Here is a 24,255-nt window from a genome sequence, read left to right as displayed (position 1 = left end):
GGAGTGTTGCCGCCGGGGAGCCGGCACCCCCTTTTCATGATTGCCTCCCCGTGGAGTTGGATCATGAAAGCGAACCGTGGCCAAGCGGGTCTGGCTGCCATTGCCTCCCTGCTCGCCATCATCGGCATGCCGGCTTGTGCCGAGCGCCCGATGGCGGTCGATGATGCGGGAACGCTGGAGCGCGGCGGTGCCAAGGTCGAGTTCGGCTGGAGCAAGGACGGCACCCTGAAGGGCGTCGAAGGGGCGGTCGGCTATGGTCCCGTGGACAATGTCGAGATGGAGATCGCCTATGCCCGGGTGAAGGACCGGGACGCCGCGCCCGATGTCACGGTGCGCGCCGTGGGCGCGGCGGTCAAGTGGGTGCCGTTGCAATCGGAGAGCGGGCTTTCCGCTGGCTTGAAGTACGAATACGGGCGGGAGCGCGAGAGCGGGGAGGACGCCGCGCATGCCAACGCCCTGGCCGGTCTCGCGACCTGGGCCTTCGAGGCGGGGCCACGGGTGCATCTGAACCTGGGCCGAGAGTGGTGCCGTGGCGAGAGCCACGCGGATTTCTGGGGGGTGGCGGCAGACTTTCCGCTCACCCGGCAGATCGAGTTCGCGATCGAGACTTTCGGCGAGGAACACGCGGGGCCCGACCGCCAGGTGGGGTTGCGCTACGCGATCATCGACGGGTTGAAGGTGTCGGCTGCGGCAGGCCGGGGAAATGGCCGCAGCATTGCCAACGTGGGAGTGGCGTGGGAGTTCTGAACGACGCCGTAGCAAAGCTTGACGTGCGTCAGATCGGTGATTGAGAGGTCGGAGTATAGTGATGACATACGCTAAGGAAGGCAGCTTTCCCGCGCATGAAAAGGCGGATGCCTGTTTCGTTCCGTTCGAGTCGGTTCGTGTAGCCAGCCGAGTTTGCCAGCCAGGAACCACCTTCGGGATTCTCCCGGGGTGAAGCGCTGGCCGTCTGCATTGCTTTCCGGGGAACTCGCGGGGAAGGCCGAGCTGGAGAATCCGATGCCTGATTTTGAAAAGTTACGCAGCTTTCTGGACGATGTGTGCATTGCCCACCACATTCGTGGGCGCATTCGGCTCAAGCTCGAAAGCCGGGCCGTATCCGTCGATGTGCCCCGTGCGCAGGCGCGTGCATTCCAGTCTCTGCTCGACCGGGCTCCCGGTATCGATTCTGTCCAGGTAAACCTGCTGGCACGCTCCTGCACCGTGCATTACGACCCCATCGTCATCCCGGAGCGGGCATGGGCTGACCTGCTGGGCGGTATCGCCTCGGATGCGGCTGAGATCCTCGAACGCATCTTGCGCGATACCTATCTGGAGATCGGCAATGCAAAACTATGACGAACTGATCCTGCGCACGCAGCGTGTCGATCCCGCTGCGCCGTTTCCCGCTGCACACCAGGCGGTCCGGATCGCACTCTATGACGAATATGCGGCCCGCAGTTTCTACGCGCGGGTGATCGAGGCCTTCGGCGAACGTCCGCCGTTCACCAACATCCTGCGCTCGGAAGAGCAGCATGTGGCCGCCTTGCTCGGGCTGTGCGAGCGCTTCGGCATTCCGCGGCCGCTCGACCCCTTTGCACGGGAGACCACGGTCGAGCCGACCTGGTTGGCGAACTGCCAGCGTGCCGTGGTGGGCGAGATCGCCAATGTGCAACTGTATGCCTACCTGCTGACGCAAGTCGCCGAACCCGAGGTGCGCAGGGTGTTCCAGAACCTGCAGGCCGCGGCATTGCAGAATCATCTGCCGGCTTTCCGCCAGGCGGCCGTTGCGGCGCAGGCGCAGGAAACCTATCACGCCGCACACGGCATTCCGTCCCAGCAGGCTTACGTCCGCCACGGCCCGCTGTCCGACTTTCTCGAAAGCGCCTTCTCGCAGCTCGGGCCGTATGTCGGGCCGCTCGGTGTCATCAGTCCGCTTCTGCGCCAAGCACACCCCGCCATGCTGGCCGGCATGGTCGCGGGCGGCGCAGGCGTCTACCTGTTGAAAGGCAGGATCGGCCGCCATCACAAGGAGAACTGACATGTTCCCGCTGTTTCCCTTTGTCGCAGGGGTGCTGACTGGCGCAGTCGCGCTCCGCCTGCTCAAGACCGACAAGACCAAGGCTGGCCTGGAGAAGGCCCAGGACACGCTGCGCGGCGTCACGGTGTCCAGCCTCGAAGCCATCGAGAGCGCATCGGCGCGTGCGCGCAAGCACCTCGCGGCGGATACCGGCGAAGCGGCTGCAGAGGTAGCGGCCGACACCCGAACGGCGGGTGATGACACTGTGCAGAATGAGCCGGCGCAGGCAGAGAAACCGGCCTCCGCGCCCAGGAAGCGCGCCCCGAGGGCCAGGAAGGCCAAACCTGCGGCCGCGCCGGCGGCGGATGGCAGGGAAGCCGAATCATGAGAAACCCGATCATGTCCTATGCCCCCCAGGCGCCGGCCGGCCTGCCGCTGCGGGCCACGAGCGGAGCTTTTGCCCAGGGTTTCGTCGCGGCAGGCTGCCTGTCGGCATTCCAGGACCGCCCTTCGCCCGCGTCGCCAGCGGAAATGAAGCGCGTGCTGCGCCATGCATTGCAGGGCGGCGCGGCGCTGGCGGCGGGAAGCCAGGCCGCCTCCGCCTTCCGCCGGCAGGACTACACAAGGATGCTGGCCGTGGCTGCAGCCGGTGCCGCGGGCGTGCTGCTCATAGAACGATTGCTGCGCGATCCGGCGCAGGCCGAACAGGAGAGGGAAGATGGCTAAGAAGCACAGGAAACATCGCGGAAACGGCGGCAGGGCAACCCAGGACGGCGCATACCAGGCGCCGGGCGGCCCGTCGCCCTATGCGCAGTATGGAACGATGGGCGGCATGGCGGCCGACGCCGGGTTCGCGCAGGGCTTTGCGCAAGGCATGGGGCAGAATGCCTATGGCACTGCCGTTCCGCCGCAGCAGCCGGCCGGGCTCGATGGCGGTTTGTTGCAGGGCATGCCGGCCTTCCTGCGCACGGGCAACACCGAGCAGTTCCTGCTTGGTGCGCTGATCGGCGCGGCGGCGGCCTGGGTGCTGAGCGACGAGGAACTGCGCGGCAAGATCGTCAAGTCGGCGATGAAGCTGTACACCGGCGTGGCGGGCGGCTTCGAGGAAATGAAGGAGCAGATGGCCGACATCCGCGCCGAAGTCGAGGCGGAGCGTCACGGAGACGCATGATGAGTACCGCCGGCTGGGTGTCCGCGCTCGAACCCATCCATGCCACCCGTGGCCGTGCGCGCTGGCGCTACACCTGCCACCCTGGCGCGCCGCTGGACGCGCGTGCCATCGAACGGGCGGTGGTGGTCATTGCCGGCGTGGACAAGGCGCGGGTCAATCCGGCTGCCCGTTCGTTGGTGGTCGAATTCGATGCTGCGGCCACGACAGCCGAGCGCCTCGCAATCGACATCCTGCGCATGGCGCCCATGCAGGGGCAGAAAAGCGCCATGCGTGACGGCGAGCCCAGTGCCGCCCCGGTGGCGCTGAGCGCGGCGACGCTGCTCGCCACACGCTCGCTGCAGCCTGGGCTGCAGGCGCCGGTCGCGCTGGGCACGGCGATTCCGCTGCTGGGCGAGGCGGTCGACGATTTCCTCGAGAAAGGCGTCACCTCGCACGTGCTCGAAGCGATGGCGGTCGCGATCTCGATCGGACGCAAAGACTATCTCGCGGCGAACATGACGTCCTTCCTGCTTGCCCTGGGCGAGTATCTGGAAGCCTCGATCGAGCGCCGTTCCGACGACTTGCTCAAGCATCTGCTGAAGCCGGACGTGGGCGAGATCTGGGTCGAGCGCGATGGCGCCGAAATACAGCTGGATGCCGCCGAGGTCAGGGTGGGCGATACCGTCATCGCCGCCACCGGGCGGGTGATTCCGGTCGATGGCACCGTGCTTGGCGGCGAGGCCATGGTCAACGAAGCGACGATGACCGGCGAAAGCGTGCCGGTCGCGCGCCGGCGCGGCGATGCCGTGCTGTCCGGCACGCTGGTCGAGGAGGGCCGCCTGCGCATCTATGCCGAAAGGGTCGGCGCCCAGGCTGCGGCCGCGCGGATCGCGGATTTCGTCGAGCATTCGCTGGCGGCGAAGAGTGCCACCCAGCTCGAAGCCTCGCGCATGGCGGATCGCCTGGTGCCGATGGTGCTGGGCCTGGCCGGTGCCACCTGGCTGGTGTCGCGCGACTGGGAACGGGTGGCGGCGGTGCTGCAGGCCGACTATTCTTGCGCGCTCAAGCTGTCGACGCCGGTCGCCTTCAAGGCCGCGATGTACGAGGCCGGCAAATCGGGCATGCTGGTCAAGGGGGCGAAGGCGCTCGAACGCCTGGCGGAGGCCGACACCTTCGTGTTCGACAAGACCGGCACCCTGAGCACCGGCAAGCTGGAGGTGACCGACTCGATCGCCTTCAAGGCCGGCTACTCGCCGGAAGACCTCATCAACCTGGCCGCCTCGGTGGAAGAGCACTATTTCCATCCGCTGGCCCTGGCGGTCGTCGAGGCCTCGCGGCGCCTGGACAATCCGCATCACTTCGACCACAAAGAGGTCGAATTCATCGTTGCCCATGGCGTCGCCAGCGTCATCGAGGGGCGGCGCATCGTCGTCGGCTCGCGCCACTTCATCGAGGACGACGAAGGGATTTCCACCTGGAAGCAGCGCGAGATCATCGAGCGCCTGCATCTCGACGGCAAGACCCTGCTCTACATCGGCTTCGGCGGCGAACTGCTCGGTGTCATCGCCCTGCGCGACGGCCTGCGTGCCAACAGTGCCGCCACCGTACGGCGCCTGCGGCGGCTCGGCGTGAAACGGGTGCTGATGCTCACCGGGGACCATCCCGAGCGCGCGCGCGTGATGGCCGGAGAACTGGGGCTGGACGAGTTCCATGCCGGGCTGATGCCGCAGGACAAGGCCCGCATCCTGCAGGAACTGGCGGCGCAGGGCGCGCGCATCGCCTTCGTCGGCGACGGTGTCAACGATGCGCCCGCGCTGAGCGGCGCGCATGTCGGCATCTCGATGCACAACGGCGCCGACATCGCGCGGCTTGCCTCGGACGTCGCGCTGCTGGAGGACGACATCGCGCGCGTGGCGGATGCGAAGGCGCTGTCGATGGCGACGCGCCGGCTGATCGACAGCAATTTCAAGCTTACCGTCGGCCTCAACACGACGATCCTGTCGGCCGCCGCCTTCGGCTGGCTGACGCCGGTTGCCGCGTCTGCGCTGCACAACGGCAGCACCATCGCCATCCTGCTGCGTGCGCTCGCGGGCGCCGGGTTGCCGCGCGGGCGCCGTGCGAGAAAGGCGCCAGCCATACACCAGAAGAAGGTATCCGCATGACTGCCCCGAGCCCCTCTGCCGCCTTCCCGCTTTCCATGGCGGGCGAAGGAGAAACCGTCCGCGTCGTCTCCATCCTCGGCGGGACGGGCATGGCCCTGCGCGTCGCGGAGCTGGGCCTCAACGTCGGCAGCGAACTGGTCGTGCGCCAGCGCCAGGGAGCCGGCCTGGTCGTCGGGCGCGGCGAGATGCGTTTCGCGCTGGGCGGCGGCATGGCACACAAGATCCTGGTGGCGCGGCTTCAGGACTGAGCCGCGCCACCCCCGATTCGATTGGAGTACGCCAGATGATGCTCAAGCAACTTGCAGTAGGGGACCGCGCCAAGGTGTGCGGTTTTGCGGACACGGGAGGGCCTTACCGCCGCAAGCTCCTGTCGATGGGCTTGACGCCAGGGGCCGAGCTGCTGGTGATGCGGGTCGCGCCGATGGGCGATCCGGTCGAGATCCGGGTGCGCGGTTTCGCGCTGACCCTGCGCAAGGGTGAGGCGGACGCACTGACTGTCGAGAAACTGTGATGAATAACGAATACGTCATCGCCCTGGTGGGCAACCCGAACTGCGGCAAGACCACGCTGTTCAACGCACTGACCGGATCGCGCCAGCGCGTCGGCAACTGGCCCGGCGTAACGGTCGAGAAGAAAAGCGGCGAGTACCGCCAGGATGGCCTGCGTTTCGAGGTCGTCGACCTGCCGGGAACCTACTCGCTGGACGTCGTCGACCGCGAGGTTTCGCTCGATGAAAGCGTGGCGCGCGATTACGTGCATGCCGCAGAGGCGGGGCTGATCGTCAACATCGTCGATGCCGCCAACCTCGAGCGCAACCTCTACCTCACCACCCAGCTCGCCGAGATGCGGGTGCCGCTGCTGGTCGTGCTCAACATGGTCGATGTCGCCCGCGACAAGGGGCTGCGCATCGACGTCGAAGCGCTGTCGCGCAATCTGGGCTGTCCGGTGATTCCGGTCGTGGCCTCGGAGGGCGAGGGGATTGATGCGCTGAAAGCGGCGATCCGCGATGCGGTGCAGGCGCGCAGGCCGGCGACGGCGCAGGTCGAGTACCAGCCCGAACTCGAAAAGGCGCTCGGCATGCTCGTGCCCCGGCTCGAAGCCGCCGCGCAGACCGTCGGCACGTCGCCGCGCTGGCTCGCGGTCAGGCTGCTCGAAGGCGACGATCTGGCGCGCGCCGCCGCTGGCGCTCCGCTCGCCGCCGAGGCGCAGGCGCATGGCGCCGCGCTGGGCGAGGACATCGACATCATGGTCGCCGATGCCCGCTACGGGCTCGCCAACCGCGTCGCCGGACAAGCGGTGGAGGTCAGCGGCCGTGTCGGCCGCGACATGACGGACCGCATCGACCGCGTCGTCCTCAACCGCGCGCTGGGCATCCCGATCTTCCTGTTGATGATGTACCTGATGTTCCTGTTCACCATCAACATCGGCGGTGCCTTCATCGACTTCTTCGACCAGTTCACCGGGGCGCTGGTGGTCGATGGCCTCGCCGAACTGCTGGACGGCCTGGGCTCGCCCGCATGGCTGACGGTGCTGCTGGCGCAGGGCATCGGCGGCGGCATCCAGGTCGTCGCCACCTTCATCCCGGTGATCGGCTTCCTGTTCCTGTTCCTGTCGGTGCTCGAGGATTCGGGCTACATGGCGCGCGCGGCCTTCGTCATGGACCGCTTCATGCGCTGGGTGGGCCTGCCGGGCAAATCCTTCGTGCCCCTGATCGTCGGTTTCGGGTGCACGGTGCCGGCCATCATGGCGACGCGCACGCTGGAACATCGCCGCGACCGCCTGATGACGATCGCGATGGCGCCCTTCATGTCCTGCGGCGCGCGCCTGCCGGTCTATGTCCTGTTTGCCGCCGCGTTCTTCCCCACCGGCGGGCAGAACGTCGTCTTCGCGCTCTACCTGATCGGCATCGCGGTGGCGGTGCTCACCGGGCTGGTACTGCGCAACACGCTGCTGAAGGGCGAGCCGACGCCCTTCATCATGGAACTGCCGCCCTACCATCTGCCGACGGTCAAGGGCGTACTGCGCCATGCCTGGGACCGCCTGAAGGGGTTCATCATCCGCGCCGGGCGCGTCATCGTGCCGATGGTGTTGGTGCTGAACGTGCTCAACTCCGTCGGTACCGACGGCAGCTATGGCAACGAGGACAGCGATGCCTCGGTGCTGGCCGCGGTCGGGCGCAGCATCACGCCCGCGTTCGCGCCGATGGGGCTGACCGAGGCAAACTGGCCGGCCGCGGTCGGCATCTTCACCGGCGTGCTGGCCAAGGAGGCCGTGGTGGGCACGCTCGACGCTGCCTACTCGGCGCTCGCGGTCCAGGACGCGGGCGGCGAGGCGGACGAGGAAGAAGCCTTCGATCTGCGCGAGAGCATCGCCGCAGCCTTTGCCACCATTCCCGAGAATCTCGTCGAGGCGCTGGGCGCCTGGGCCGATCCGATCGGCCTCGACGTCGGCGACCTGAGCGACCAGTGGGCGGTGGCCGAGGACCAGGAAGTGTCGACGGGCACCTTCGGCGCCATGGTGGCGCGTTTCGATGGCGCGGCGGGCGCGTTCGCCTATCTGTTGTTCATTCTGCTGTACTTCCCCTGCACGGCGGCGACGGCGGCCGTCTTTCAGGAATCGGGGGCGCGGTGGACGGTCTTCGTCGTCGCATGGACGACGGGGCTGGGCTATGGCCTCGCGACCCTGTTCTACCAGGCCGCGACTTGGGCGCAGCATCCGGCCTCGTCGCTTGCCTGGATCGGCGGCGTCGTTGCGTGCTTCGCGCTGGCGCTCTGGTCGCTGCGGCGCTATGGTGCGCGGGGGGACGGCGACCGTCTCCCGCTGCCGCAGCAGGTTTGAGGAGGCCGTGATGATCTTGTCCCGTCTCAGCGCCTATCTGCGCGAACGCCGCCGGGCAAGCGTGGCCGACATGGCGCATGCGCTCGAAAGCACACCCGAGGCCCTCGGGCCGATGCTGGGCACGCTCGAACGCAAGGGGCGCGTCCGGCGCATCGTCGGTGCCGCCTCGGGCTGTGGCACGACGTGCTGCAAGTGCGATCCGGAAACGCTGGTGGTGTACGAGTGGGCCGGCAGTGAAGCGGCTGCGGGTGCGGCAGAAGGGCTGGCCGGGAGACCGCCAGCCTGAGGAGCGGACCAAGGTGGCCATCAGTTCCGCCCCCGCGCTCGTCGTGATCGGCATCCATCGCGAAGAGCTTAGTTTCGGCCGCGAGGTGGTCGACGGCCTGCGGGCAGGCGAGGTCGACGTGCTCGAGATTCCCGACGGCCTGTCGGGGCGCAGGCCGCGGCCGGACCAGAGCTTCCGCTACGACATGGTGCACGAGGCACTGTATCTTCAACTGCTGCCTCACATGCGCAGCCATCACCAGTTGCTGATCGACCTCCATACCGGCTTCGACGAGAACGGCCCCAGCGCCGATCTCATCTGCGGCGATGCGGTGCTGGGCGCGCACCTGAAAACCGTGCTGGCACGGGCGGAGCCTGCAAGTGCGCGCATCATCGTGCTCGGCGCCCCGGATGCCGTCCGTACGCACACCGCGATTCCGGAGCGGATCTGGCACAACCCGTCCTTTCTTTACCTCTGCATCGAGATCTACTTGCCCGGCGATGGCCCGGCACAACCAGGCGCCGTCGCGTTGGCGAGGCGCCTGATCAGGCTCGCGGCGGGCTGTATTGCGTACCGGGGCGAGGCGGCCGAGCGCGCGCCTTGAGCGGGCTCTCCTGCCTCAGCGCAGCAGATGGCGGCGATGGACACCGAGATGGATGCCCAGGCAGGCGACGAACAGCCCGCCCGATATCGCATGCCAGCGTTTGTTGCCGGTAGCGGCGAGCGCGAGTGACGTGGCGAGACTGCCCATCATGCCGATCTTGGCGCAGCGATTCACCTGCATGCGCAGCGATCGAGAGCCGGCAGGGCGCTGCGGGGCCGCCAGCGCAGTGTCGATCACGGTGTCGACCTCGTTTTCGAGGCGGAGCGGATCGGTCTTGTCCGGCGCGTAGTGCAGCACGATGCTGCCCGCCGAAACGTTCGGCTCCACGACGACCACGCCATCAAGGCGCCTGAGCGCGCTTTCGATTTCGGCGAGGCGGGCGCGGTTGCGCAGCGCCTTGTCGCGGATGCGGATGCGGCCGGGGAGCGACGAAACGACGCGGCTCATCGGCGCGCTCCACTGCGGCAGGGCATTTCGTCCTGGCGGCGGGCCGCAGGCAGGCAGCGGTGACAGGATGGGGACAAAGAGGGCATGGGAGAGGCAGGCCTGGCAGGGATCGAAACCGCCAACTATAGCCCAATGATGAGAATCGGTCTTGTTCCAGACTGCCCATTCGTGCCGCCCGGGTTGCGACCGGCGCACAGCCCCCGCGGGCCGCGAGGGCACGGCCACCGGGCATGCGGCGCGCACGCCCGGTGGCATGGGGCGGCTTACTTGATGATTTTCTCGACGCCGCTCAGATAGGCTTTGCCATAGTCGATGACGGCGTCGCGGTCCTGGCCTTCGCTGGCGAAGTGCATGTCGGCGACGGTGCCGTGCAACTGCTTCACTTCATTCGCAATGGCCATCAGTGAGTCTTCGAGCGTGTAGCTCAGGCTGTGGATGTCGTGGATGTCGTACTCGCCCATTTCGCCGGCCAGCAGCTCCTTCAGCTTGGCGTTCGTTTCCAGCAGGATGGCAATGGTCTGTTCGATCGACTCGCCCTTCTGGGCCTCGTAGTGCGACACGCGCTCGGGCGCGGGGTCGGCGGCGAACGCGGGCACGTGGCTCAGGGCGCCGACGGTGCCGAGGGCGAGAATGGCAAGGCTCTTCTTCATCATGCTTTCTTCCTTGTAGAGAGTGGAGCGGAACCGGTCGCATGACGGCCGGGATGGCCGGTCATGTTCAGTAGATGTCGCGGCGGTAGCGGCCTTCCTGCGCGAGCCGTTCCAGGGTGTCGGACCCGAGGATCGCGGCAAGGGTTTCATGTACCGCAGGCCCCATGCCCACGGCGTTGCCGCAGACGTAGATCGCGGCGTCGCCAGCGACCCAGTCGCGCACGGTGTCGGCCGCGCGCGCGAGGCGGTCCTGCACGTATTCGGCGGGGTCGTCGCGCGAATAGACCCGATCGCAGCGGGCCAGCAGGTCCTGTTCTTCGAGCGCCTCGATTTCGGCGCCGTGGAAATCGTCATGCGCCTTGTTGCGCTCTCCGAACACCAGCCAGTTGCGGCCGTCGCCGTAGCGGACGCGCTGCCGCAGATGGGCGAGCAGCCCGGCAAGGCCGGTGCCGTTGCCGATGAGCAGCAAGGGCCGGTCAGCGTTGTCGCCGATACGGAAATTGGGGTGCGGGCGGATGCGTCCATGCAGGACGGCACCCAGGCCGGCCGGGCTGGTCAGCAGCGAAGACATCACGCCCGGCGAACCATCCTGCCCCCGTGCCCGGCGTACCAGCAACTGGACCGTGTCGTCTCCGGGGAGCGAGGCGATCGAATAGTCCCGGGGCGAGCTGGCGTCGCCCGGCGGATACAACTGCAGCAGATCACCCGCCTGCCAGTCTGGCAGGGGAACGGAACGCGCGTCCGGGCCATCGCCGTCCAGCGCCTCGAGTTCGACATGCCAGGCCGGTTCGCCGGCACTGCCGGGGTTGAGGTGGCGGTGGCTGCGCACACGCCAGAAGCCGAGCGTGGGCAGATCGCTTTCCGGCAGCTCCGCGAGGCCGGCGAAGGCGGCAAGGCGGTGGCGCCAGGTGGCCAGCGCGCTGCCGTCGGCGCGGTCCATGTCGATGCGGGGGAACATCGGTGTCGCCCCGCATGCTCCAAGCCACGCATCCAGGCGGCGGCCAAAGCCGCAGTAGTGCGTATAGCTGCTGTCGCCCAGGGCAAGGACGCCGTAGTGCAAGCCGTGCAGTGATGGCGCATGCTCCATCACACGCCTGACGAAGCCTGCGGCGTTGTCGGGGGCGTCGCCTTCGCCGCAGGTGCTGACGACGAACAAGGCCTGGCGACAGGCCTTCAAGCCGTCGGCATCGAGTGCGTCGAGCGGGCACAGGCGCACGCCGATGCCCGTCGACTCCAGCGCCTTGGCGGCTTCCTCCGAGAGTTCTCGGCCAAAACCGCTCTGGCTGGCATAGGCCACGAGCACGGCATCGGCGCCGGTCGCGCTATGCGCGGCGGCGCGTTTGCGGTGCGCGGCCCAGATCCGCAGGCAGAACGCCGCATAGGCGGCGACCACCCCGGCGGCCGGGCCGACGCGGGAAAGCTCCAGGCTGATCATCGGCTGTCAGGCCGCCCGTCGGACGGGCCGGCAGCGATCATTGCGCCAGGACTTCCAGCGTGGTGACGTAGGACAGGCGGCGCTCCACGTTCTCCATCGTGTCGCTCTTGCCTGTGACGCCGGTCTTCACGTAGTACATGCCCGGCTCCTTCCAAGTGTAGGACACCTGCCCGTCCGCATTGGTGACGAGGGTGATCTTCTCCAACTGGTCGCGGTAGCGGGTGCCGGCACGGATCATCTCCACCTCGACCCCGGCGGCGGGCTTGCCGTCGACGACGAAGGTGAACACCGCCGGCGAACCTTCGTACAGGTCGTTGGGGTGGGTGACCGGCAGCAGTTCCAGGCCCTTGCCCGTGGGCTTGATTTCGCTCGGGCGGCCGACCGTGACGAAGGTCTCCAGGCGCGAGATGCCTTCGCGCACCACCAGATCCTGGGCATTGGCCGGAACCTTCTCCGCCATTTCGGCGTGCGTGCCGCGCCAGCGCTTGGTTTCGCCGTTTTCCTTCCAGCTCGCCATCAGGCTGGAGTTGGCGATGGCCAGGCGGTAGGTGCCGGTGGCTTGGAGATTGGCGTCGAACACCGTGCGCAGCTTGCCCTGAGTCAGGCTCTCGGGGGCCACCGTGCTGCCGTCGGGGGCCGAGATGACCAGGTTGTCGCGGATGCCCAGCGGGCGGTAGTTGAAGTAGAAGATGTCGTTGGAAACGGCAGCGTCCACGGTGATGTAGCCTGGGCTGGACAGCACGGTGGAAGACGGCAGCAGCCAGAACTCATGTGCCTGCGCGGCCGGTGCGGCGATGGCAAGGCCAAGGGCGGCCGCGGCGAGGTGCTTGTTCAGTTTCATCGGTATCTCCTCAGGTCGGATGGGTCAGGGCTTGAGTTGTACGGCAACGGTGCCGATTTCGTGCTCGCCGCGCGCTTCGTTGCGCGTCGCCGAGGCAGGCGGCCACTGCAGTGGCACGGTCACCACCTCACGGCCGCCATGTTCGCGCGAGGCCTCGACGACGAGGCGGTATTCACCGGCAGCCAGCTTGCCGAGCGGCACCTGGCCTTCGGTAAAGCTCAGCTTGTGCACGCCGGGGTTGCGGGTGGCGCTGGTCACGCCGTCGACCGGCTGCTCCAGGTCGCGCCCGGTGCGGCGCCACCACAGGCGCATGTCCTTGAGCCACTTGGCACCCTCGGCGTTGCGCATCTTGACGTCGTACCACACGGCCAGGTTGGCGGCGACCGAGTTGTCGGGACGTTCCAGCCAGGCGGCGACGTAGGGGCGGCGGTAGTCCGACACGTCGATGCGTGGCAGTTCGATCTCCACCTCGATGCCGGCGGCGAGCGCCGGGCCGGTAGCCAGCAGGCCGAATGCGAGAAGCAGGGGTTTGTGCATGGAGGGCTCCAGAAATGAATCAATGGACGAAAAGCAGGATGAGCAGGGTCGGCAGCACCACGCCCAGGCCGACGACCGGCCATACCGATGCGCGGTTGGCGGCATGCACCTGCAGGATGAGCAGGCCGGTTACCGAAAACACCACACAGGCCACGGCGAAGATGTCGATGAACCAGCTCCAGGCTTCACCGGAGTTGCGCCCCTTGTGGAGGTCGTTGAGCCACGCGATCCAGCCACGGTCGGTCAGTTCGTATTCCGCCTCGCTGCCTTGCAGGTCGAGGCGCAGCCAGGCGTCGCCGCCGGGGCGGGGCAGGGCAAGGTAGATTTCTTCTTCCGACCATTCCGCCGCCTTGCCCGATACCTGGACGCCCAGCGCCTCGGCCACCCAGTCGGCCGCGTCGGCAGGCAGGGGGCTTTCCGGCGGCGTCTCGTCGGCCACCATCCGGCGCAGCGTCTCGGCAAGCGTGTCGGGCATGGCGGCGCTGCGGGTCTCGATGCGGGGCTTGGCCTCGATGGCGCCGGAGTGGTTGAGCGTGATGCCCGTGATCGCGAACATCAGCATGCCGAACAGCGAAACCGCGGAACTGATCCAGTGCCACTGGTGGAGCGTCTTCAGCCAGTTGCCTCGGCGGGCCTGCTGGCGCGCGACGGCTTGCGGGCTGGATGCCGGCGCTGGGCTTGTCGGGGGAGGCGTGCGGCGGCTCAGTGGTTCGGGGTAGGTCGGCATCGGTAAGGCGCGGTTCCGTCGGTTCGAATGCCCGATGCGGTGGATATATCCGCTGGATGTCGGGACCATGAGCCCGCCATTCTAATGTTGATAATTATTCTCAACAATCTAACTTCCAAAATTTGTTGTAGTTTTTTGTACGTCTGTGAAGCATGGCTGCCAATATCTGGCTGAGCTTCAATGTCTGCAATGTGGGCGTGCAAGTGCCCGGGCTCGTATGTGAATGAGTATGGGATGAGAAAAAAGCCACACCGGCATGGCCGGTGTGGCTTGCTCGAACTCGTTGCGATCGGTGGTGCGGCGGCACTTGGACGACGTACCGCCATGCAGGATCAGAAGTTGACGTTCGCGGAGATCCAGAGCGTGCGGCCGGCAGTTACCGTGCCCTTGGTGGATTGTGCCGACCGATAATATTCGCTGCCGAGTTGCTCGACGCCGGCTACATTCGTCCACGTCTTGAACTTGGTGAAGTCCTTGTCGAACAGGTTGAAAATGTTCGCATTGACCGTCACGTTGCTGGCAACCTTGTACGAGCCGCCCAGATGGAACAGCGAGTAGCCTTTGAGGTCGCCGAGAGCCTGGTACTCCCGTAGCGTGTTGCCGGAGAAGCTGTCGGGATCGCCATCGAAGCGGCGGCTGTCGCCACGATACTCTCCACGCACCCACAGGCTCAGCTTATCGGTCGTATCCCAGCGTAGCTGAGCGTTAGCAATATGTTTGGCGGTATCGCTGAGTTCGCCGTTCTTCTGGCCGTTTTCTCTTACCTCGCTGTCAGTCCATGTGTAGTTCAGATTCAGGGACCAACGTGGCGCCAGCACGATGCGGGATGTCAGTTCGATACCCCAGGTCTTGGCTTCATCATTGTTGATCGAGTAGGTTGCGTCCGGATTGGCGACGCAACTGGAGATGAAGTTGACCGTGCAGTCCCCGCCACTGCTGATCTTGTCTTCGATCTTGTTGTGGAACAGGGTTGCCGATGCACTCAAGTTTTCCTGGTTGTCGAACAGGATGCCGAGTTCGGTACTGGTACTGGTTTCCGGTTTGAGATCGGGATTGCCGATGCTGATCGAGGTGCCTTGCCCGCTGATGCCGCTGATGCCGTCGATGAGCTGGTTCAGGCGGGGGGCTTTGAAGCCCTGGCTGACGCCGCCTTTCACTGTCCAGTTCGATGCGGCATTCCATACCAGATAGGCACGCGGGCTGACCTCGCCGCCGAAGGCGTCATGGTGGTCGTAGCGTGCGCCCAGGGTTGCGGCCAGGCTGTCGGTGAGACGCCATTCATCTTCGATGAACAGCGACCACATGGTCTGTTCATGGTCGTCGGGCAGCAGGCTGTCGGTCAGTTCGGCATCCCACCACTGGCCACCAACGGTTGCTACATGCGATTCTCCAAGTGGGGCGACGAGTTTCGTGTCGAACACTACATTGACGGTTTCGAGTTCGCGATCCGCGCCGATGTCTGGGCTTCCTGCCGGGCGTGCGGCGGTTGGAATGGTGCGCCCTTTGGTTTCGGTGGTCGTGCGCATCAGGCTCGATTCGAACAGGCCGAACGACAGTCGGCTGCTATGGCCAATCGCAATCTGCTCCCGGTCGAGACGCATGTAGTCCTTGTAGCCGGTCACGGTCGTGTTGGCCGTGACGCAGTTGCTGTTCAGATAATCGCGTCCACCAAGCCGGCAGTCTTCGTTGTCGTACCACGTGCGCGCTTGGTCGATATCGAGCCAGATGTCGTGACTTGCGTTGGGCGTGAGCGTCAGGCGGGTGCCGATGCTATGTTGGCGAGTCTTTGCCGGCGCGGGGTCCCGTGCATTACCCGTGGCATCACGAATTCGCTCCGTTTCGCCCCGCTGGAACAGGCTGCCGCGTACGGCGATGCCCAGTAGATCCTGTGCGATAGGGCCATTCGCATAGAGGTTGATCTTTTGCGATGCACCCCAGTCGCCGTCTTGCGGGATGCCTGCTTCGACTCCGAGTGAGCCGTTCCACTCCTTTGCAACCTTGCGCGTGATGATATTGACCACGCCACCCATGGCATCGGAGCCATACAGCGTAGACATCGGGCCGCGAATGACCTCGATGCGCTCGATGGCCGATATCGGAGGGATGAAGCTGGTCAGCGCGTCGCCAAAGCCGTTGGGGGTGACATCACCAGCAACGTTCTGTCGACGGCCGTCGATCAGAATCAGTGTGTAATCGCTTGGCATGCCGCGGATGCTGATGTTCAGACCGCCAGTCTTGCCGGTACTGCCCCGTACGTCGATGCCTTCGACGTCTTGTAGAGCTTCTGCCAGATCGCGGAACTGCTTCGTTTCCAGTTCTTCGCGGGTAACGACCGAAATCGAAGCAGGCGCTTCCTTCAAGTCCTGTTCGAAGCCGGAGGCGGAAACAACCACCGATCCGAGTTCCTGTTCTTGAGCGAACGCTGTACCAGTGGAAAAAGCGAGGCCCAACAGCAGGGCTGTGCGTCGAAGGCGTGGCGTGGATGTCTGTGCCATGAACGGGGAATCCTGTATGTCAATAGGGGTGCTTGGCGTCCTGGCAGAAGTGAGCCGCATGATGATCCTGCAGGAGCTTCGCTAAGATCGATTAAATCCAAAATAATGATAATGATTTGTATCAACTGTTTCAATGTTGACAATTATTTCGATAAGCCTGTTTTCTGTGTCGTCTTTGAGGTTTTTGAGGTTGGAAGGAGAGCCGTGCGTGCTGTTGGATCGATCTGTTGATGCCAGACGAAAAAAACGGGCCGCGCCGAAAATCGGCGCGGCCCGTCGTGATGGGGATGTCCTGCTTAGAAGGTGGCGTTGACGCTGACCCAGAAGTTGCGGGACTTGTCCTTGTTGTTGTAGTCGTCGGTGTAGGTGGGCGACCACGCACCTTCGGCTGCATCGTACGTAAACGAGTGCTTGTAGGTCGTGAAGTCCTCATCAAGCAGGTTGTTGATACGACCGTTGATGGTGACGTGTTCGTTCACCCGCAGGCTTGCGCCCAGGTGAAACACCTCGTAGTCCTTGTAGTGGGAAACCTTGTTGTCGACCAAGCCGCGATAGCGCTTCGAGCGCGCTTCCATGGTCAGGAAAACGTTGAGGTTGTCCAGGGCCTGCCAGTCCAGCGTGGTATTGAACATGTGCTTGGCGGTGTAGTTCAGGGGGAGTCCCTTTTGTGCGCCGCTCTTCTGTTCGCTGTCCGTATAGGTGTAGTTGCCGCGCAGCGCCCAGTTGTCCGCGATCTGCCAGCGGCCCGCCAGTTCCACGCCCTGAATCACGACCTTGTCAATGTTCGTGGCGCGGTTGGTGCCCGGGTTGTAGCCGATGTCGGCGTACTCTCCCGCGCTTGCGCAAGCTTGCGGCGTGCCGGGACCGCAAGGCTGGTTGGCAATCTTGTCTTCGAAGTCGTTGCGGAACACGGTGGCGTTGAAGTTGTGTCCGGCCGGGTGGTTCCAGTAGACCGCCAGCTCAGTGTTGCGGCTGGTTTCCGGTTCGAGGTTGGGGTTGCCGTACATCGGCGATGTGCCCTGGCCGCCGAAGCCGACGATGCCGTCATAGAGCTGCGTGGTCTTGGGCGTCTTGTAGCCGGTGCTGACGCCGCCCTTCACGGTCCATTGCGGCGCGACCTTGTAGACACCATAGAGGCGCGGTGAGATGTGATCACCGAATACGTCATGGTCGTCATAACGCACGCCCGCGGTAAGCGTGAAGGCGTCGTTCGGCATCCAGTTGTCCTCGACGAACAGGGACCACATCTTGTTTTCCTGGATCTTGCCCGGTGTACCGGATTCCATGCCGAACACGCCGTCCTTCAATTCGCCGTCGATGACCTGGCCGCCAAGCACCAGCAGATGGTCGCCCGCGAGGTTCTGCAACGGAATGTCCAGCTTCGCGTCCAGCGTGTACTGGTTGCTCTGCAGCGTGCGCTTCTTGCGCGGCAGGAAGGTGTTTTGGGCCGCAGCTTTGCGGTCTGCCAGGCTCATGCCGGCATAGGCACCCGTACCATCGATCATTTCGAGCAGTTGCCTGCGTTCAGCCACGGTGAAGGGCATCGTGCGGCCGTTGTTGTCGGTTTCGACATAAGACAGTGAAACGAAGCTCGTGCCGAAATCCCATTTTCCTTCGTGCGAAAGCGACCACGATTCACGTGTGAATTCCTGCTCGTCGAGGTAGCCGACACGGGGGTCGGCGCGCCCGCCGCCGGAGTTCGACCTGCGCCAAATTGTATCGATGCTGTCAACCGTGCCCAGCGGATAGGCGACCTCCCCGCTCGCTGGATCGTAGACAGGCTTGTTGTCGTATTCCTGAACCGAGTCGTCGTAGTCGAAAGTGATGCGTTGGTGTTCGGTAGGCGTGAAGAACAGGCTGATGCCATACGCCTTGTTGGTGTTGTCGACCGTTTTGCCGCCGCCGCCGAAAGCGAGCGCGCGGGTGTGCACGATGCCGTCGGGGTCGGTGGTCGACTTGAACTCCGGTGTCGAAGCCTGGCGTTCATAGACGCTGCCGCGCAAGGCCACGCCCAGTTTTCCGGGGAGAATCGGACCGCGGACGGCGAAGTCCGTCGTGATGTCATCGCCGAAATCGTTGTTGGTCTGCAGGCTGCGGCCGTAGGTGATCGAGCCGGTCCACTTCGTGATGTCTTTCTTGGTGATGATGTTGATCACGCCGCCCATGGCATCGGCACCGTACAGCGTGGACGCCGGTCCGCGAATGACTTCGATGCGCTCGACGGAGTCGAGTGGCGGGATGTGGTTGAACTGGTTGCCACCGAAGCTGTTGGGGTAGATGTCGCCGTGGTTGTTCTGGCGTTTGCCGTCGATCAGGATCAGGGTGTAGTCCGAGCCCATGCCGCGCATGCTGATGGTCTTTTGGCCGGTCTTGTCCGAGGTTTCGCCGACATCGACGCCTTCAAGGTCACGAACCGCATCGATCAGGGTCGTGTAGGGCTTCTTGGCGAGTTCTTCCGAGGTGACGACGGAAATCGAGGCCGGTGCATCGGTGACTTTCTGTTCGAAGCCGGTCGCGCTGACGACAACCGAACCGAGTTGCTGGTCATCGGCGAAGGCCGTGCTTGCGGGAAAAGCCAGGCTGATCAGCAGGGCAGTGTGCCGGAGGCGTGGCGTTGCGGTATGTGCCATGAAACAAGATCCTCTATGACAGGAAGATTGGCTGGCTTCCTGTCATAGGCATAACTGAAAATTATGCAGCAGGTGGCTGGCTAGGTTTATTAAAAAGACGTTCCAAAATGATAATGATTCGTAACAAGTTTTGTAAAACAATATCCGCCCATATGGCGGATTTATGTCCAAATGTGTTGCGTAATTGACACATATGCGGCGGGTTTGGGGCGCATTGAGCTTGGTGTGCGCGATGGGCATTCATGCAGCGGGCGGAGCTTGTGCTCCGTACCTGCTGCATGACTGTCAGGCTCAGACCAATGCCTTGAGCGCCGCTGCGACAGTGTCGGCCAGAGGGGTGGTTTGTCGGCCGATCAGTTGCGAAAGCTGGCGGCCGTCGTCGAACAGCACGCCCTTGGCGACTTCGGCATCCCAGCCTGCGATGGCCTTGGCAAAGCCTTCCGGTATGCCCACGCCAGCCAATACCGCCGCGTATTCGGCCACGGGCAGGTCCTTGTAGGGAGTGTCCTTGCCGGTTTGCCTGGAAATTTCGGCGGCCAGGTCCGTCAGCGTGTAGGCATGGTCGCCCGCGAGTTCATAGGTCTTGCCTTCGTGCGCTGCGCTGGTGAGCACCGCCACTGCGGCCTCGGCGTAGTCCGCGCGCGCGGCGGAGGCGATGCGTCCGTCGCCGGCGCTGCCCAGGAAGGCGCCGCCCACCAGGGCACCGCCGATCGAGCCGGTGTAGTTTTCGGTGTACCAGCCGTTGCGCAGGATCACATGAGGAAGACCGCTGGCTTTCAGGTCCGCCTCGGTGGCCCGGTGTTCGTCGGCCAGATCCAGAGTGGAGCGGTCCGCGTGCAGGAGGCTGGTGTAGACCAGCAGGCTGACGCCCGCTTGCCGGGCGGCAGCGATCACGTTGCGGTGCTGTGTTGCGCGCTGGCCGATCTCGCTGGATGAGATCAGCAGCAGTTTGTCGACGCCGGCGAGGGCGGCGGCCAGCGATTGCGGATTGGTGTAGTCTGCGGCTCTGGCGGCGACGCCCAGGTTGGCGGCTTTGGCGGGGTCGCGGGCCAGTGCGACGATGTCGTGGGCCGAGGTCTTGCCCAGCAGCTTTTGTACCACGATGCGGCCCAGTTGGCCGGTTGCGCCAGTGACAGCGATGGTCATGATGGAGTCCTTTGCGGTGAAGTCGGGTTGTGGATGTCCGTTCGGGGATGAACGTGCAAGGACTGTAGTTTCTTTACTTACTATTTGTAAGTACTGACGTGGATGTAAGTATGAAGAACATGGCCAAGACACCGCATGGCGGCGCCGATCCCGCGCTGCGGGGCATTACGCTGGAACAGCAGATGGCGCGCGGCAACCTGATGGCGGCGACCTGTCCGTCGCGGGATGTGCTGCGCCACCTGACCAGCCGCTGGGGTGTGCTGGTGCTGATCGCTCTGTCGGGCAAGACCTGCCGCTTCAGCGAACTGCGCCACGCCATCAACGGCGTGAGCGAGCGGATGCTGGCGCAGACCCTGCAGTGGCTCGAGGGCGACGGCATGGTGTTGCGCAAGGCCTACCCGGTGGTGCCTCCGCATGTCGAGTACAGCCTGACGCCCTTGGGGCGCGAGGCGGCGGAGAAAGTGGTGGCGCTGGCGGACTGGGTGGAAATCAACTGGCCCAGGATCGCGCTTGCACAGCAGGAGGACGGGAGGCGTTAGGTTCGCCTCCTGTCCGCCTCCAGCCGCGAGGCGCGGCTGCGGCCGGGCTCAGCCGGCCGTGGGGGCGGGGGCTTCGGGCATGTTCCAGCCGCCGCCCAGGACGCGGTAGAGCGTCACTGCGTCCGTCAGCCGCGTGAGCCGCAACTGCGCCAACTGGTCTTGAGCCGAGAACAAGGCGCGCTGCGCATCCAGCACCGTCAGCAGGCTGTCGGCGCCTTCGCGATAGCGTAGCTCGGCCAGGCGCAGGCTGCGCTGGGCCTCGGTCAGGATCTCGCGCTGGGCGGTTTCCTGGTTGGCGTCGCGGACGGCATTGGAGAGGGCGTCCTCGACTTCCTTCAGCGCGGCCAGCACCGTTTGCCGATGGGTTTCGACCAGTTCGCGCTGGCGGGAGCGCTGGATGTCGACGTCGGCGGCGAGGCGCCCGCCGTCGAAGATGGTTTGCAGCAGCGAGGCCGATAGCGACAGCACGCTGTTGTGGCCGGACAGCGACAGCAGTTCGGCACTGGCGGCGCTGGCGCCGGCAGACAGGCTGATGCTGGGGAGCAGCGCGCCGCGTGCCGCGGCAAGGTTGGCGGAGGCGGCAACGAGGCGGGCTTCGCTCGATGCGAGATCGGGGCGGCGCAGCAGCAGGTCCGAGGGCAGTCCGGCCTCGACGGCGGGGATATGCAGTTGTGCGAGCCGCTCGTCGTCCAGGAAGCCGGCCTGCGGGTTGCGGCCGAGCAGGATGGCGAGCGCCGAACGCGTCTGGCGCAGCGTGATTTCCAGGGGTTCGATGGCCTTGCGCTGCGACAATACGGTGCTGCGCTGCTGGCTGAGTTCGAGTGCGGAGGCCGCGCCGTTGTCGTAGCGCGCCTGGACCACTTTCAGCACGCGTTCGGCGATCGCCAGGTTCTGGCGCGCGATGTCGGCGCGTTCGTCGAGCGCCAGGGCCTGGAACCAGAGGGTGGCGACGCTGGCCGTCATCGACAGGCGCGCTGCATCGCGGTCGAAGCGCGTTGCGGCAAGACTGGCGCGGCTGGCGTCGCGAGTGGCGGCGAGCCGGCCCCACAGGTCGATTTCGTAGCGCGCGCTGAGATTGGCGTTGGTGGAGCCCGATTCCTTGCCTTCGGCGTTCTGCACGCTGCTGCCGCCGCCCAGCGACAACGAGGGCAGCAGCGAGGCTCCGGCCTGGCGCAGCGCCAGTTCGGCCTGGATGACGCGTTCGGCCTGGATCAGCAGGTCCGGCGCACTGAGCATGGCTTCGGCGACCAGCGCGTCGAGCTGCGGCGAGCCGAAACTCTGCCACCAGGTGTCGGAGATGTCCGCCGTTGCAGCACGGCTGGCCTCCGTGGCCTCGCTCCATTGGGCGGGCATGGCCAGGTCGGGGCGTGCGACCGGTTCGGTGATGGCGCAGGCGGTGAGAAGGGCGGTGGCGACGGCCATTGCGAGGGTGCGGGGCCAGGGGGCGTGTTGCGGCTGGGTGACGTGCATGGCGGATGGCGAGGTGTGGGGGTCTCGAAGTGTGGCGTGTTGCGAGGCGTTTGTCATTCCGAGGCCAGTGCGACGACCGGGTCGAGCCGTGCGGCCTTGCGCGCTGGAAGGTAGCCGAAGATGAGGCCGGTGGCAAAGGCGCAGCCGAAGGCGAGCACGACCGGCAGGAGGGTGTATTTCACCTGGGTGCCGAAGAACGCGATGATGGCCGCGGTGCCGAGTCCGGCGGCGACGCCGATGGCCCCGCCGATGGCCGACACCACCAACGCTTCGATGAGGAATTGCTGCAGGATGTTCTTCATGCGCGCCCCTGTGGCCATGCGGATGCCGATTTCGCGGGTGCGCTCGGTGACCGAGACCAGCATGATGTTCATGACGCCGATGCCGCCGACCAGCAGCGAGATGGCCGCGACCGTGCCGAGCAGGATGGTGAGCGTGTTCTGCGTTTCCGACACGGTGTCGATGATCGAGGCCATGTTGCGGATCTGGAAGTCCTCTACGCCGTGGCGCGTCAGCAGCAGGCCGTGCACCGCGGCCTGGGTGTCGTCGATGCGGACGACGTCTTCCACCGCCACGGTGACGTTGCGCAGAAAGCGCTGGCCGGTGATGCGCAGGCTGGCGGTGGTGTGGGGCATGAAAATGACGTCGTCCTGGTCCTGGCCGAAGGACGATGCGCCCTTGCCGGTCATGGTGCCGATGACCTGGAAAGGGATGTTGTTGACGAGCACGTACTGGCCGATGGGCTCCGCGCCGGCGAACAGCGCGTTGGCGACGGTCTGGCCGAGTACGGCGACGGTGGCGTAGCGGGAAACGTCGTCGGCGCTGAAGAAGGTGCCGGTGGCGACCGCCCAGTTGCGTGCGACGACGTAGTCCGCCGAGGTGCCGTTGATCTGGGTGCGGTGGTCGTTGCCGCCGTGGCGCAGCGTGACGCTGCTCGACTGCTCGGGTACGGCGGCGCGGATGTTGGGCAGTTCGCGGATGGCGTCCACATCCTCGGGTACGAGCGTGGCGGTGGTGTCGCGCCCGCGCTGGTTGGGCGCGCCGGGGCGGATGGTGAGCAGGTCGGTGCCCATGGCGCTGATCTGGTCCACCACCTTCTGCTTGGCGCCGTCGCCGATCGCGAGCATGGCGATCACCGAGGCGACGCCGATGACGATGCCGAGCAGGGTCAGGATGGCGCGGAACAGGTTGGCGCGCAGCGCGCGCAGCGCGGTGCGGGTGGCTTCGACGATGTCGGACAGGGATGAGCTGCGGTCCACATGCGGGGCGAAGTCCGGCTCGGGGCCTTCGGGTGCTTGCGGGCCGGGGTCGGAGACGATGCGGCCGTCGCGGATTTCGATGATGCGGTGGGCTAGCTCCGCCACTTCGCGGGCGTGGGTGATGAGGATGATGGTGTGGCCCTCTGCCGACAGTTGCCGCAGCAGCTTCATCACTTCTTCGCCGCTCTTGCTGTCGAGCGCGCCGGTGGGTTCGTCGGCGAGGATGATGCGCCCGCCGTTCATCAGCGCGCGCGCGATCGAAACGCGTTGCTGCTGGCCGCCGGAGAGCTGGTTGGGGCGGTGGTGGCCGCGTTCTTCGAGGCCGAGCATGCCGAGCAGGGCTTGCGCGCGGGCATGGCGCTCGACCGGGGGCATGCCGGAGTAGATCGCCGGCACTTCGACGTTTTCGCGCGCGGTGGCGCCACCGATCAGGTTGTAGCTCTGGAACACGAAGCCGAAGGCTTCGCGCCGCAGGCGGGCGAGTTCGTCCCGGCCGAGGCGGGAAACGTCCTGGCCCGTGAAGCGGTAGGTGCCGGTCGTGGGGCGGTCGAGGCAGCCGAGGATGTTCATCAGCGTCGACTTGCCCGAGCCGGATGCGCCCATGATGGCGACGAATTCGCCTGGATGGATGACGAGATCGATGCCATGCAACACACGTGTTTCGACCTCGCCGTTGACGAAGCTGCGGGTGATGCCGGACAGCTCGATCAGCGGCTGGGCGGCTTGCGCCGCATGCGCACCGTCGGGCGCGAAGGCTTCGCGCTTCACAGCCGCGGCCCCGGACCCATCATCGGCGGACGGTTGGCGCCTGGCTGGCCGCTGCCACCCGAGGCGGCGCTGCCGGCCACGACCTTGTCGCCTTCTTCCAGGCCGGACAGCACTTGCGCCGCGACGCGGTTGGAGACGCCGATGGCGATGCCGCGTTCTTCGATGGTGTTGTCGGGTCTGAGCACCTTCACCGTGGCCTGGCGCGGACCGCCCGCGAACTGCATGCCTTCGCGCGGAGGGCCGCCGCCTTCACGCGGCGCGCGGCTCGCGCGCCACGCCCCGGCCTCGCC

General features: G+C 65.6%; 25 protein-coding genes. 13 read left to right on the top strand and 12 right to left on the bottom strand.

Annotated features, from left to right (window positions below; all coding sequences use genetic code 11):
- Positions 1-63: 63 nt before the first annotated feature.
- The 12 genes from C666_RS08330 (at position 64) to C666_RS08275 (ending at position 9,021) form a co-directional block, all read left to right on the top strand.
- A complete protein-coding gene (locus C666_RS08330) occupies positions 64-747 on the top strand; it encodes a PA4824 family protein (RefSeq protein ID WP_004336594.1) in 684 nt (227 codons plus the stop codon).
- A gap of 189 nt (positions 748-936) precedes the next feature.
- Complete coding sequence (locus C666_RS08325; protein ID WP_245603906.1) at positions 937-1,341, top strand: heavy-metal-associated domain-containing protein; 405 nt, start codon at positions 937-939, stop codon at positions 1,339-1,341.
- Positions 1,328-2,023, top strand: coding sequence for a ferritin-like domain-containing protein (locus C666_RS08320; RefSeq protein WP_004336587.1), 696 nt, complete (start codon positions 1,328-1,330; stop codon positions 2,021-2,023). Before C666_RS08325 ends, C666_RS08320 begins: the two co-directional genes overlap by 14 nt.
- A gap of 1 nt (position 2,024) precedes the next feature.
- Positions 2,025-2,390 (top strand): hypothetical protein, encoded by a 366-nt coding sequence (locus C666_RS08315; protein ID WP_004336585.1) that lies wholly within the window; start codon positions 2,025-2,027, stop codon positions 2,388-2,390.
- Positions 2,391-2,401: 11 nt separating this feature from the next.
- Positions 2,402-2,728, top strand: a complete 327-nt coding sequence (locus tag C666_RS08310) for a hypothetical protein (RefSeq protein WP_004336583.1) — start codon at positions 2,402-2,404, stop codon at positions 2,726-2,728.
- Positions 2,721-3,173: a hypothetical protein gene (locus tag C666_RS20910; protein ID WP_004336580.1), complete on the top strand. Its 453-nt coding sequence runs from the start codon at positions 2,721-2,723 to the stop codon at positions 3,171-3,173. Before C666_RS08310 ends, C666_RS20910 begins: the two co-directional genes overlap by 8 nt.
- Complete coding sequence (locus C666_RS08300; protein WP_004336578.1) at positions 3,173-5,314, top strand: heavy metal translocating P-type ATPase; 2,142 nt, start codon at positions 3,173-3,175, stop codon at positions 5,312-5,314. Before C666_RS20910 ends, C666_RS08300 begins: the two co-directional genes overlap by 1 nt.
- Positions 5,311-5,562 (top strand): FeoA family protein, encoded by a 252-nt coding sequence (locus tag C666_RS08295; RefSeq protein WP_004336577.1) that lies wholly within the window; start codon positions 5,311-5,313, stop codon positions 5,560-5,562. The genes C666_RS08300 and C666_RS08295 overlap by 4 nt, the downstream gene beginning before the upstream one ends.
- 35 nt (positions 5,563-5,597) lie before the next feature.
- A complete protein-coding gene (locus tag C666_RS08290; RefSeq protein ID WP_004336575.1) occupies positions 5,598-5,825 on the top strand; it encodes a FeoA family protein in 228 nt (75 codons plus the stop codon).
- Complete coding sequence (gene feoB, locus C666_RS08285) at positions 5,825-8,152, top strand: Fe(2+) transporter permease subunit FeoB (protein ID WP_004336573.1); 2,328 nt, start codon at positions 5,825-5,827, stop codon at positions 8,150-8,152. The genes C666_RS08290 and feoB overlap by 1 nt, the downstream gene beginning before the upstream one ends.
- Positions 8,153-8,162: 10 nt before the next feature.
- On the top strand, positions 8,163-8,438 hold the full coding sequence (locus C666_RS08280; protein ID WP_004336571.1) for a FeoC-like transcriptional regulator: 276 nt from the start codon (positions 8,163-8,165) through the stop codon (positions 8,436-8,438).
- On the top strand, positions 8,386-9,021 hold the full coding sequence (locus C666_RS08275) for a hypothetical protein (protein WP_248637690.1): 636 nt from the start codon (positions 8,386-8,388) through the stop codon (positions 9,019-9,021). The genes C666_RS08280 and C666_RS08275 overlap by 53 nt, the downstream gene beginning before the upstream one ends.
- A gap of 15 nt (positions 9,022-9,036) precedes the next feature.
- On the opposite strand, the gene C666_RS08270 is transcribed toward C666_RS08275, so the two are convergent.
- The 9 genes from C666_RS08270 to C666_RS08230 all read right to left on the bottom strand — a co-directional run bounded on the left by C666_RS08270 (position 9,037) and on the right by C666_RS08230 (position 19,929).
- The gene (locus tag C666_RS08270) at positions 9,037-9,468 is read right to left on the bottom strand and encodes an HMA2 domain-containing protein (RefSeq protein WP_004336567.1); all 432 of its coding nucleotides are present in this window, start codon (positions 9,466-9,468) and stop codon (positions 9,037-9,039) included.
- Between the two features lie 263 nt (positions 9,469-9,731).
- Complete coding sequence (locus C666_RS08265; RefSeq protein ID WP_004336565.1) at positions 9,732-10,121, bottom strand: DUF6746 family protein; 390 nt, start codon at positions 10,119-10,121, stop codon at positions 9,732-9,734.
- A 64-nt stretch (positions 10,122-10,185) separates the two neighbouring features.
- Entirely contained in the window at positions 10,186-11,553 is a 1,368-nt protein-coding gene (locus C666_RS08260) for a sulfite reductase subunit alpha (RefSeq protein ID WP_004336563.1), read from the bottom strand.
- A 37-nt stretch (positions 11,554-11,590) separates the two neighbouring features.
- Positions 11,591-12,394: a DUF4198 domain-containing protein gene (locus tag C666_RS08255; protein WP_004336561.1), complete on the bottom strand. Its 804-nt coding sequence runs from the start codon at positions 12,392-12,394 to the stop codon at positions 11,591-11,593.
- A 24-nt stretch (positions 12,395-12,418) separates the two neighbouring features.
- Positions 12,419-12,931: a DUF2271 domain-containing protein gene (locus C666_RS08250; protein WP_004336559.1), complete on the bottom strand. Its 513-nt coding sequence runs from the start codon at positions 12,929-12,931 to the stop codon at positions 12,419-12,421.
- A gap of 19 nt (positions 12,932-12,950) precedes the next feature.
- Positions 12,951-13,658 carry a PepSY-associated TM helix domain-containing protein gene (locus tag C666_RS08245; protein ID WP_004336557.1) on the bottom strand — a complete coding sequence of 236 codons (708 nt, stop codon included), beginning with the start codon at positions 13,656-13,658 and terminating at the stop codon, positions 12,951-12,953.
- A gap of 332 nt (positions 13,659-13,990) precedes the next feature.
- Positions 13,991-16,153: a TonB-dependent receptor domain-containing protein gene (locus C666_RS08240; protein ID WP_028792112.1), complete on the bottom strand. Its 2,163-nt coding sequence runs from the start codon at positions 16,151-16,153 to the stop codon at positions 13,991-13,993.
- Positions 16,154-16,449: 296 nt separating this feature from the next.
- On the bottom strand, positions 16,450-18,783 hold the full coding sequence (locus C666_RS08235; protein WP_004336553.1) for a TonB-dependent receptor domain-containing protein: 2,334 nt from the start codon (positions 18,781-18,783) through the stop codon (positions 16,450-16,452).
- Between the two features lie 291 nt (positions 18,784-19,074).
- Positions 19,075-19,929, bottom strand: a complete 855-nt coding sequence (locus C666_RS08230) for an SDR family oxidoreductase (protein ID WP_004336551.1) — start codon at positions 19,927-19,929, stop codon at positions 19,075-19,077.
- Between the two features lie 110 nt (positions 19,930-20,039).
- Between C666_RS08230 and C666_RS08225 the strand changes: the two genes are divergently transcribed.
- Positions 20,040-20,468, top strand: a complete 429-nt coding sequence (locus tag C666_RS08225) for a winged helix-turn-helix transcriptional regulator (protein WP_004336549.1) — start codon at positions 20,040-20,042, stop codon at positions 20,466-20,468.
- A gap of 48 nt (positions 20,469-20,516) precedes the next feature.
- On the opposite strand, the gene C666_RS08220 is transcribed toward C666_RS08225, so the two are convergent.
- The 3 genes from C666_RS08220 to C666_RS20785 form a co-directional block, all read right to left on the bottom strand.
- Positions 20,517-21,890, bottom strand: a complete 1,374-nt coding sequence (locus tag C666_RS08220; protein WP_004336547.1) for an efflux transporter outer membrane subunit — start codon at positions 21,888-21,890, stop codon at positions 20,517-20,519.
- Positions 21,891-21,991: 101 nt separating this feature from the next.
- Positions 21,992-23,965, bottom strand: a complete 1,974-nt coding sequence (locus C666_RS08215) for a MacB family efflux pump subunit (protein WP_004336544.1) — start codon at positions 23,963-23,965, stop codon at positions 21,992-21,994.
- On the bottom strand, positions 23,962-24,255 hold a 294-nt coding region (locus C666_RS20785), incomplete at its 5' end, for a permuted SH3 domain-containing protein (RefSeq protein ID WP_004336543.1). The genes C666_RS20785 and C666_RS08215, both read right to left, overlap by 4 nt.

Source organism: Thauera linaloolentis 47Lol = DSM 12138 (genome assembly GCF_000310205.1).
Classification (GTDB): Bacteria; Pseudomonadota; Gammaproteobacteria; order Burkholderiales; family Rhodocyclaceae; genus Thauera; species Thauera linaloolentis.
The sequence above is the reverse complement of the archived record's forward strand: the minus strand, read 5'-3'. Positions and strand labels throughout refer to the sequence as shown.

Excerpts from the sequence above, each read along its gene's own strand:
- C666_RS08245 (WP_004336557.1), bottom strand. The coding sequence starts at position 13,658 with ATGCCGACCTACCCCGAACCACTGAGCCGCCGCACGCCTCCCCCGACA.
- C666_RS08250 (WP_004336559.1), bottom strand. The coding sequence starts at position 12,931 with ATGCACAAACCCCTGCTTCTCGCATTCGGCCTGCTGGCTACCGGCCCG.
- C666_RS08230 (WP_004336551.1), bottom strand. The coding sequence starts at position 19,929 with ATGACCATCGCTGTCACTGGCGCAACCGGCCAACTGGGCCGCATCGTG.
- C666_RS08255 (WP_004336561.1), bottom strand. The coding sequence starts at position 12,394 with ATGAAACTGAACAAGCACCTCGCCGCGGCCGCCCTTGGCCTTGCCATC.
- C666_RS08265 (WP_004336565.1), bottom strand. The coding sequence starts at position 10,121 with ATGATGAAGAAGAGCCTTGCCATTCTCGCCCTCGGCACCGTCGGCGCC.
- C666_RS08235 (WP_004336553.1), bottom strand. The coding sequence starts at position 18,783 with ATGGCACATACCGCAACGCCACGCCTCCGGCACACTGCCCTGCTGATC.
- C666_RS08295 (WP_004336577.1), top strand. The coding sequence starts at position 5,311 with ATGACTGCCCCGAGCCCCTCTGCCGCCTTCCCGCTTTCCATGGCGGGC.
- C666_RS08225 (WP_004336549.1), top strand. The coding sequence starts at position 20,040 with ATGAAGAACATGGCCAAGACACCGCATGGCGGCGCCGATCCCGCGCTG.
- C666_RS08320 (WP_004336587.1), top strand. The coding sequence starts at position 1,328 with ATGCAAAACTATGACGAACTGATCCTGCGCACGCAGCGTGTCGATCCC.
- C666_RS08330 (WP_004336594.1), top strand. The coding sequence starts at position 64 with ATGAAAGCGAACCGTGGCCAAGCGGGTCTGGCTGCCATTGCCTCCCTG.
- C666_RS08310 (WP_004336583.1), top strand. The coding sequence starts at position 2,402 with ATGTCCTATGCCCCCCAGGCGCCGGCCGGCCTGCCGCTGCGGGCCACG.
- C666_RS08300 (WP_004336578.1), top strand. The coding sequence starts at position 3,173 with ATGAGTACCGCCGGCTGGGTGTCCGCGCTCGAACCCATCCATGCCACC.
- C666_RS08280 (WP_004336571.1), top strand. The coding sequence starts at position 8,163 with ATGATCTTGTCCCGTCTCAGCGCCTATCTGCGCGAACGCCGCCGGGCA.
- C666_RS08220 (WP_004336547.1), bottom strand. The coding sequence starts at position 21,890 with ATGGCCGTCGCCACCGCCCTTCTCACCGCCTGCGCCATCACCGAACCG.
- C666_RS08260 (WP_004336563.1), bottom strand. The coding sequence starts at position 11,553 with ATGATCAGCCTGGAGCTTTCCCGCGTCGGCCCGGCCGCCGGGGTGGTC.
- C666_RS20910 (WP_004336580.1), top strand. The coding sequence starts at position 2,721 with ATGGCTAAGAAGCACAGGAAACATCGCGGAAACGGCGGCAGGGCAACC.
- C666_RS08240 (WP_028792112.1), bottom strand. The coding sequence starts at position 16,153 with ATGGCACAGACATCCACGCCACGCCTTCGACGCACAGCCCTGCTGTTG.
- C666_RS08270 (WP_004336567.1), bottom strand. The coding sequence starts at position 9,468 with ATGAGCCGCGTCGTTTCGTCGCTCCCCGGCCGCATCCGCATCCGCGAC.
- feoB (WP_004336573.1), top strand. The coding sequence starts at position 5,825 with ATGAATAACGAATACGTCATCGCCCTGGTGGGCAACCCGAACTGCGGC.
- C666_RS08315 (WP_004336585.1), top strand. The coding sequence starts at position 2,025 with ATGTTCCCGCTGTTTCCCTTTGTCGCAGGGGTGCTGACTGGCGCAGTC.
- C666_RS08290 (WP_004336575.1), top strand. The coding sequence starts at position 5,598 with ATGATGCTCAAGCAACTTGCAGTAGGGGACCGCGCCAAGGTGTGCGGT.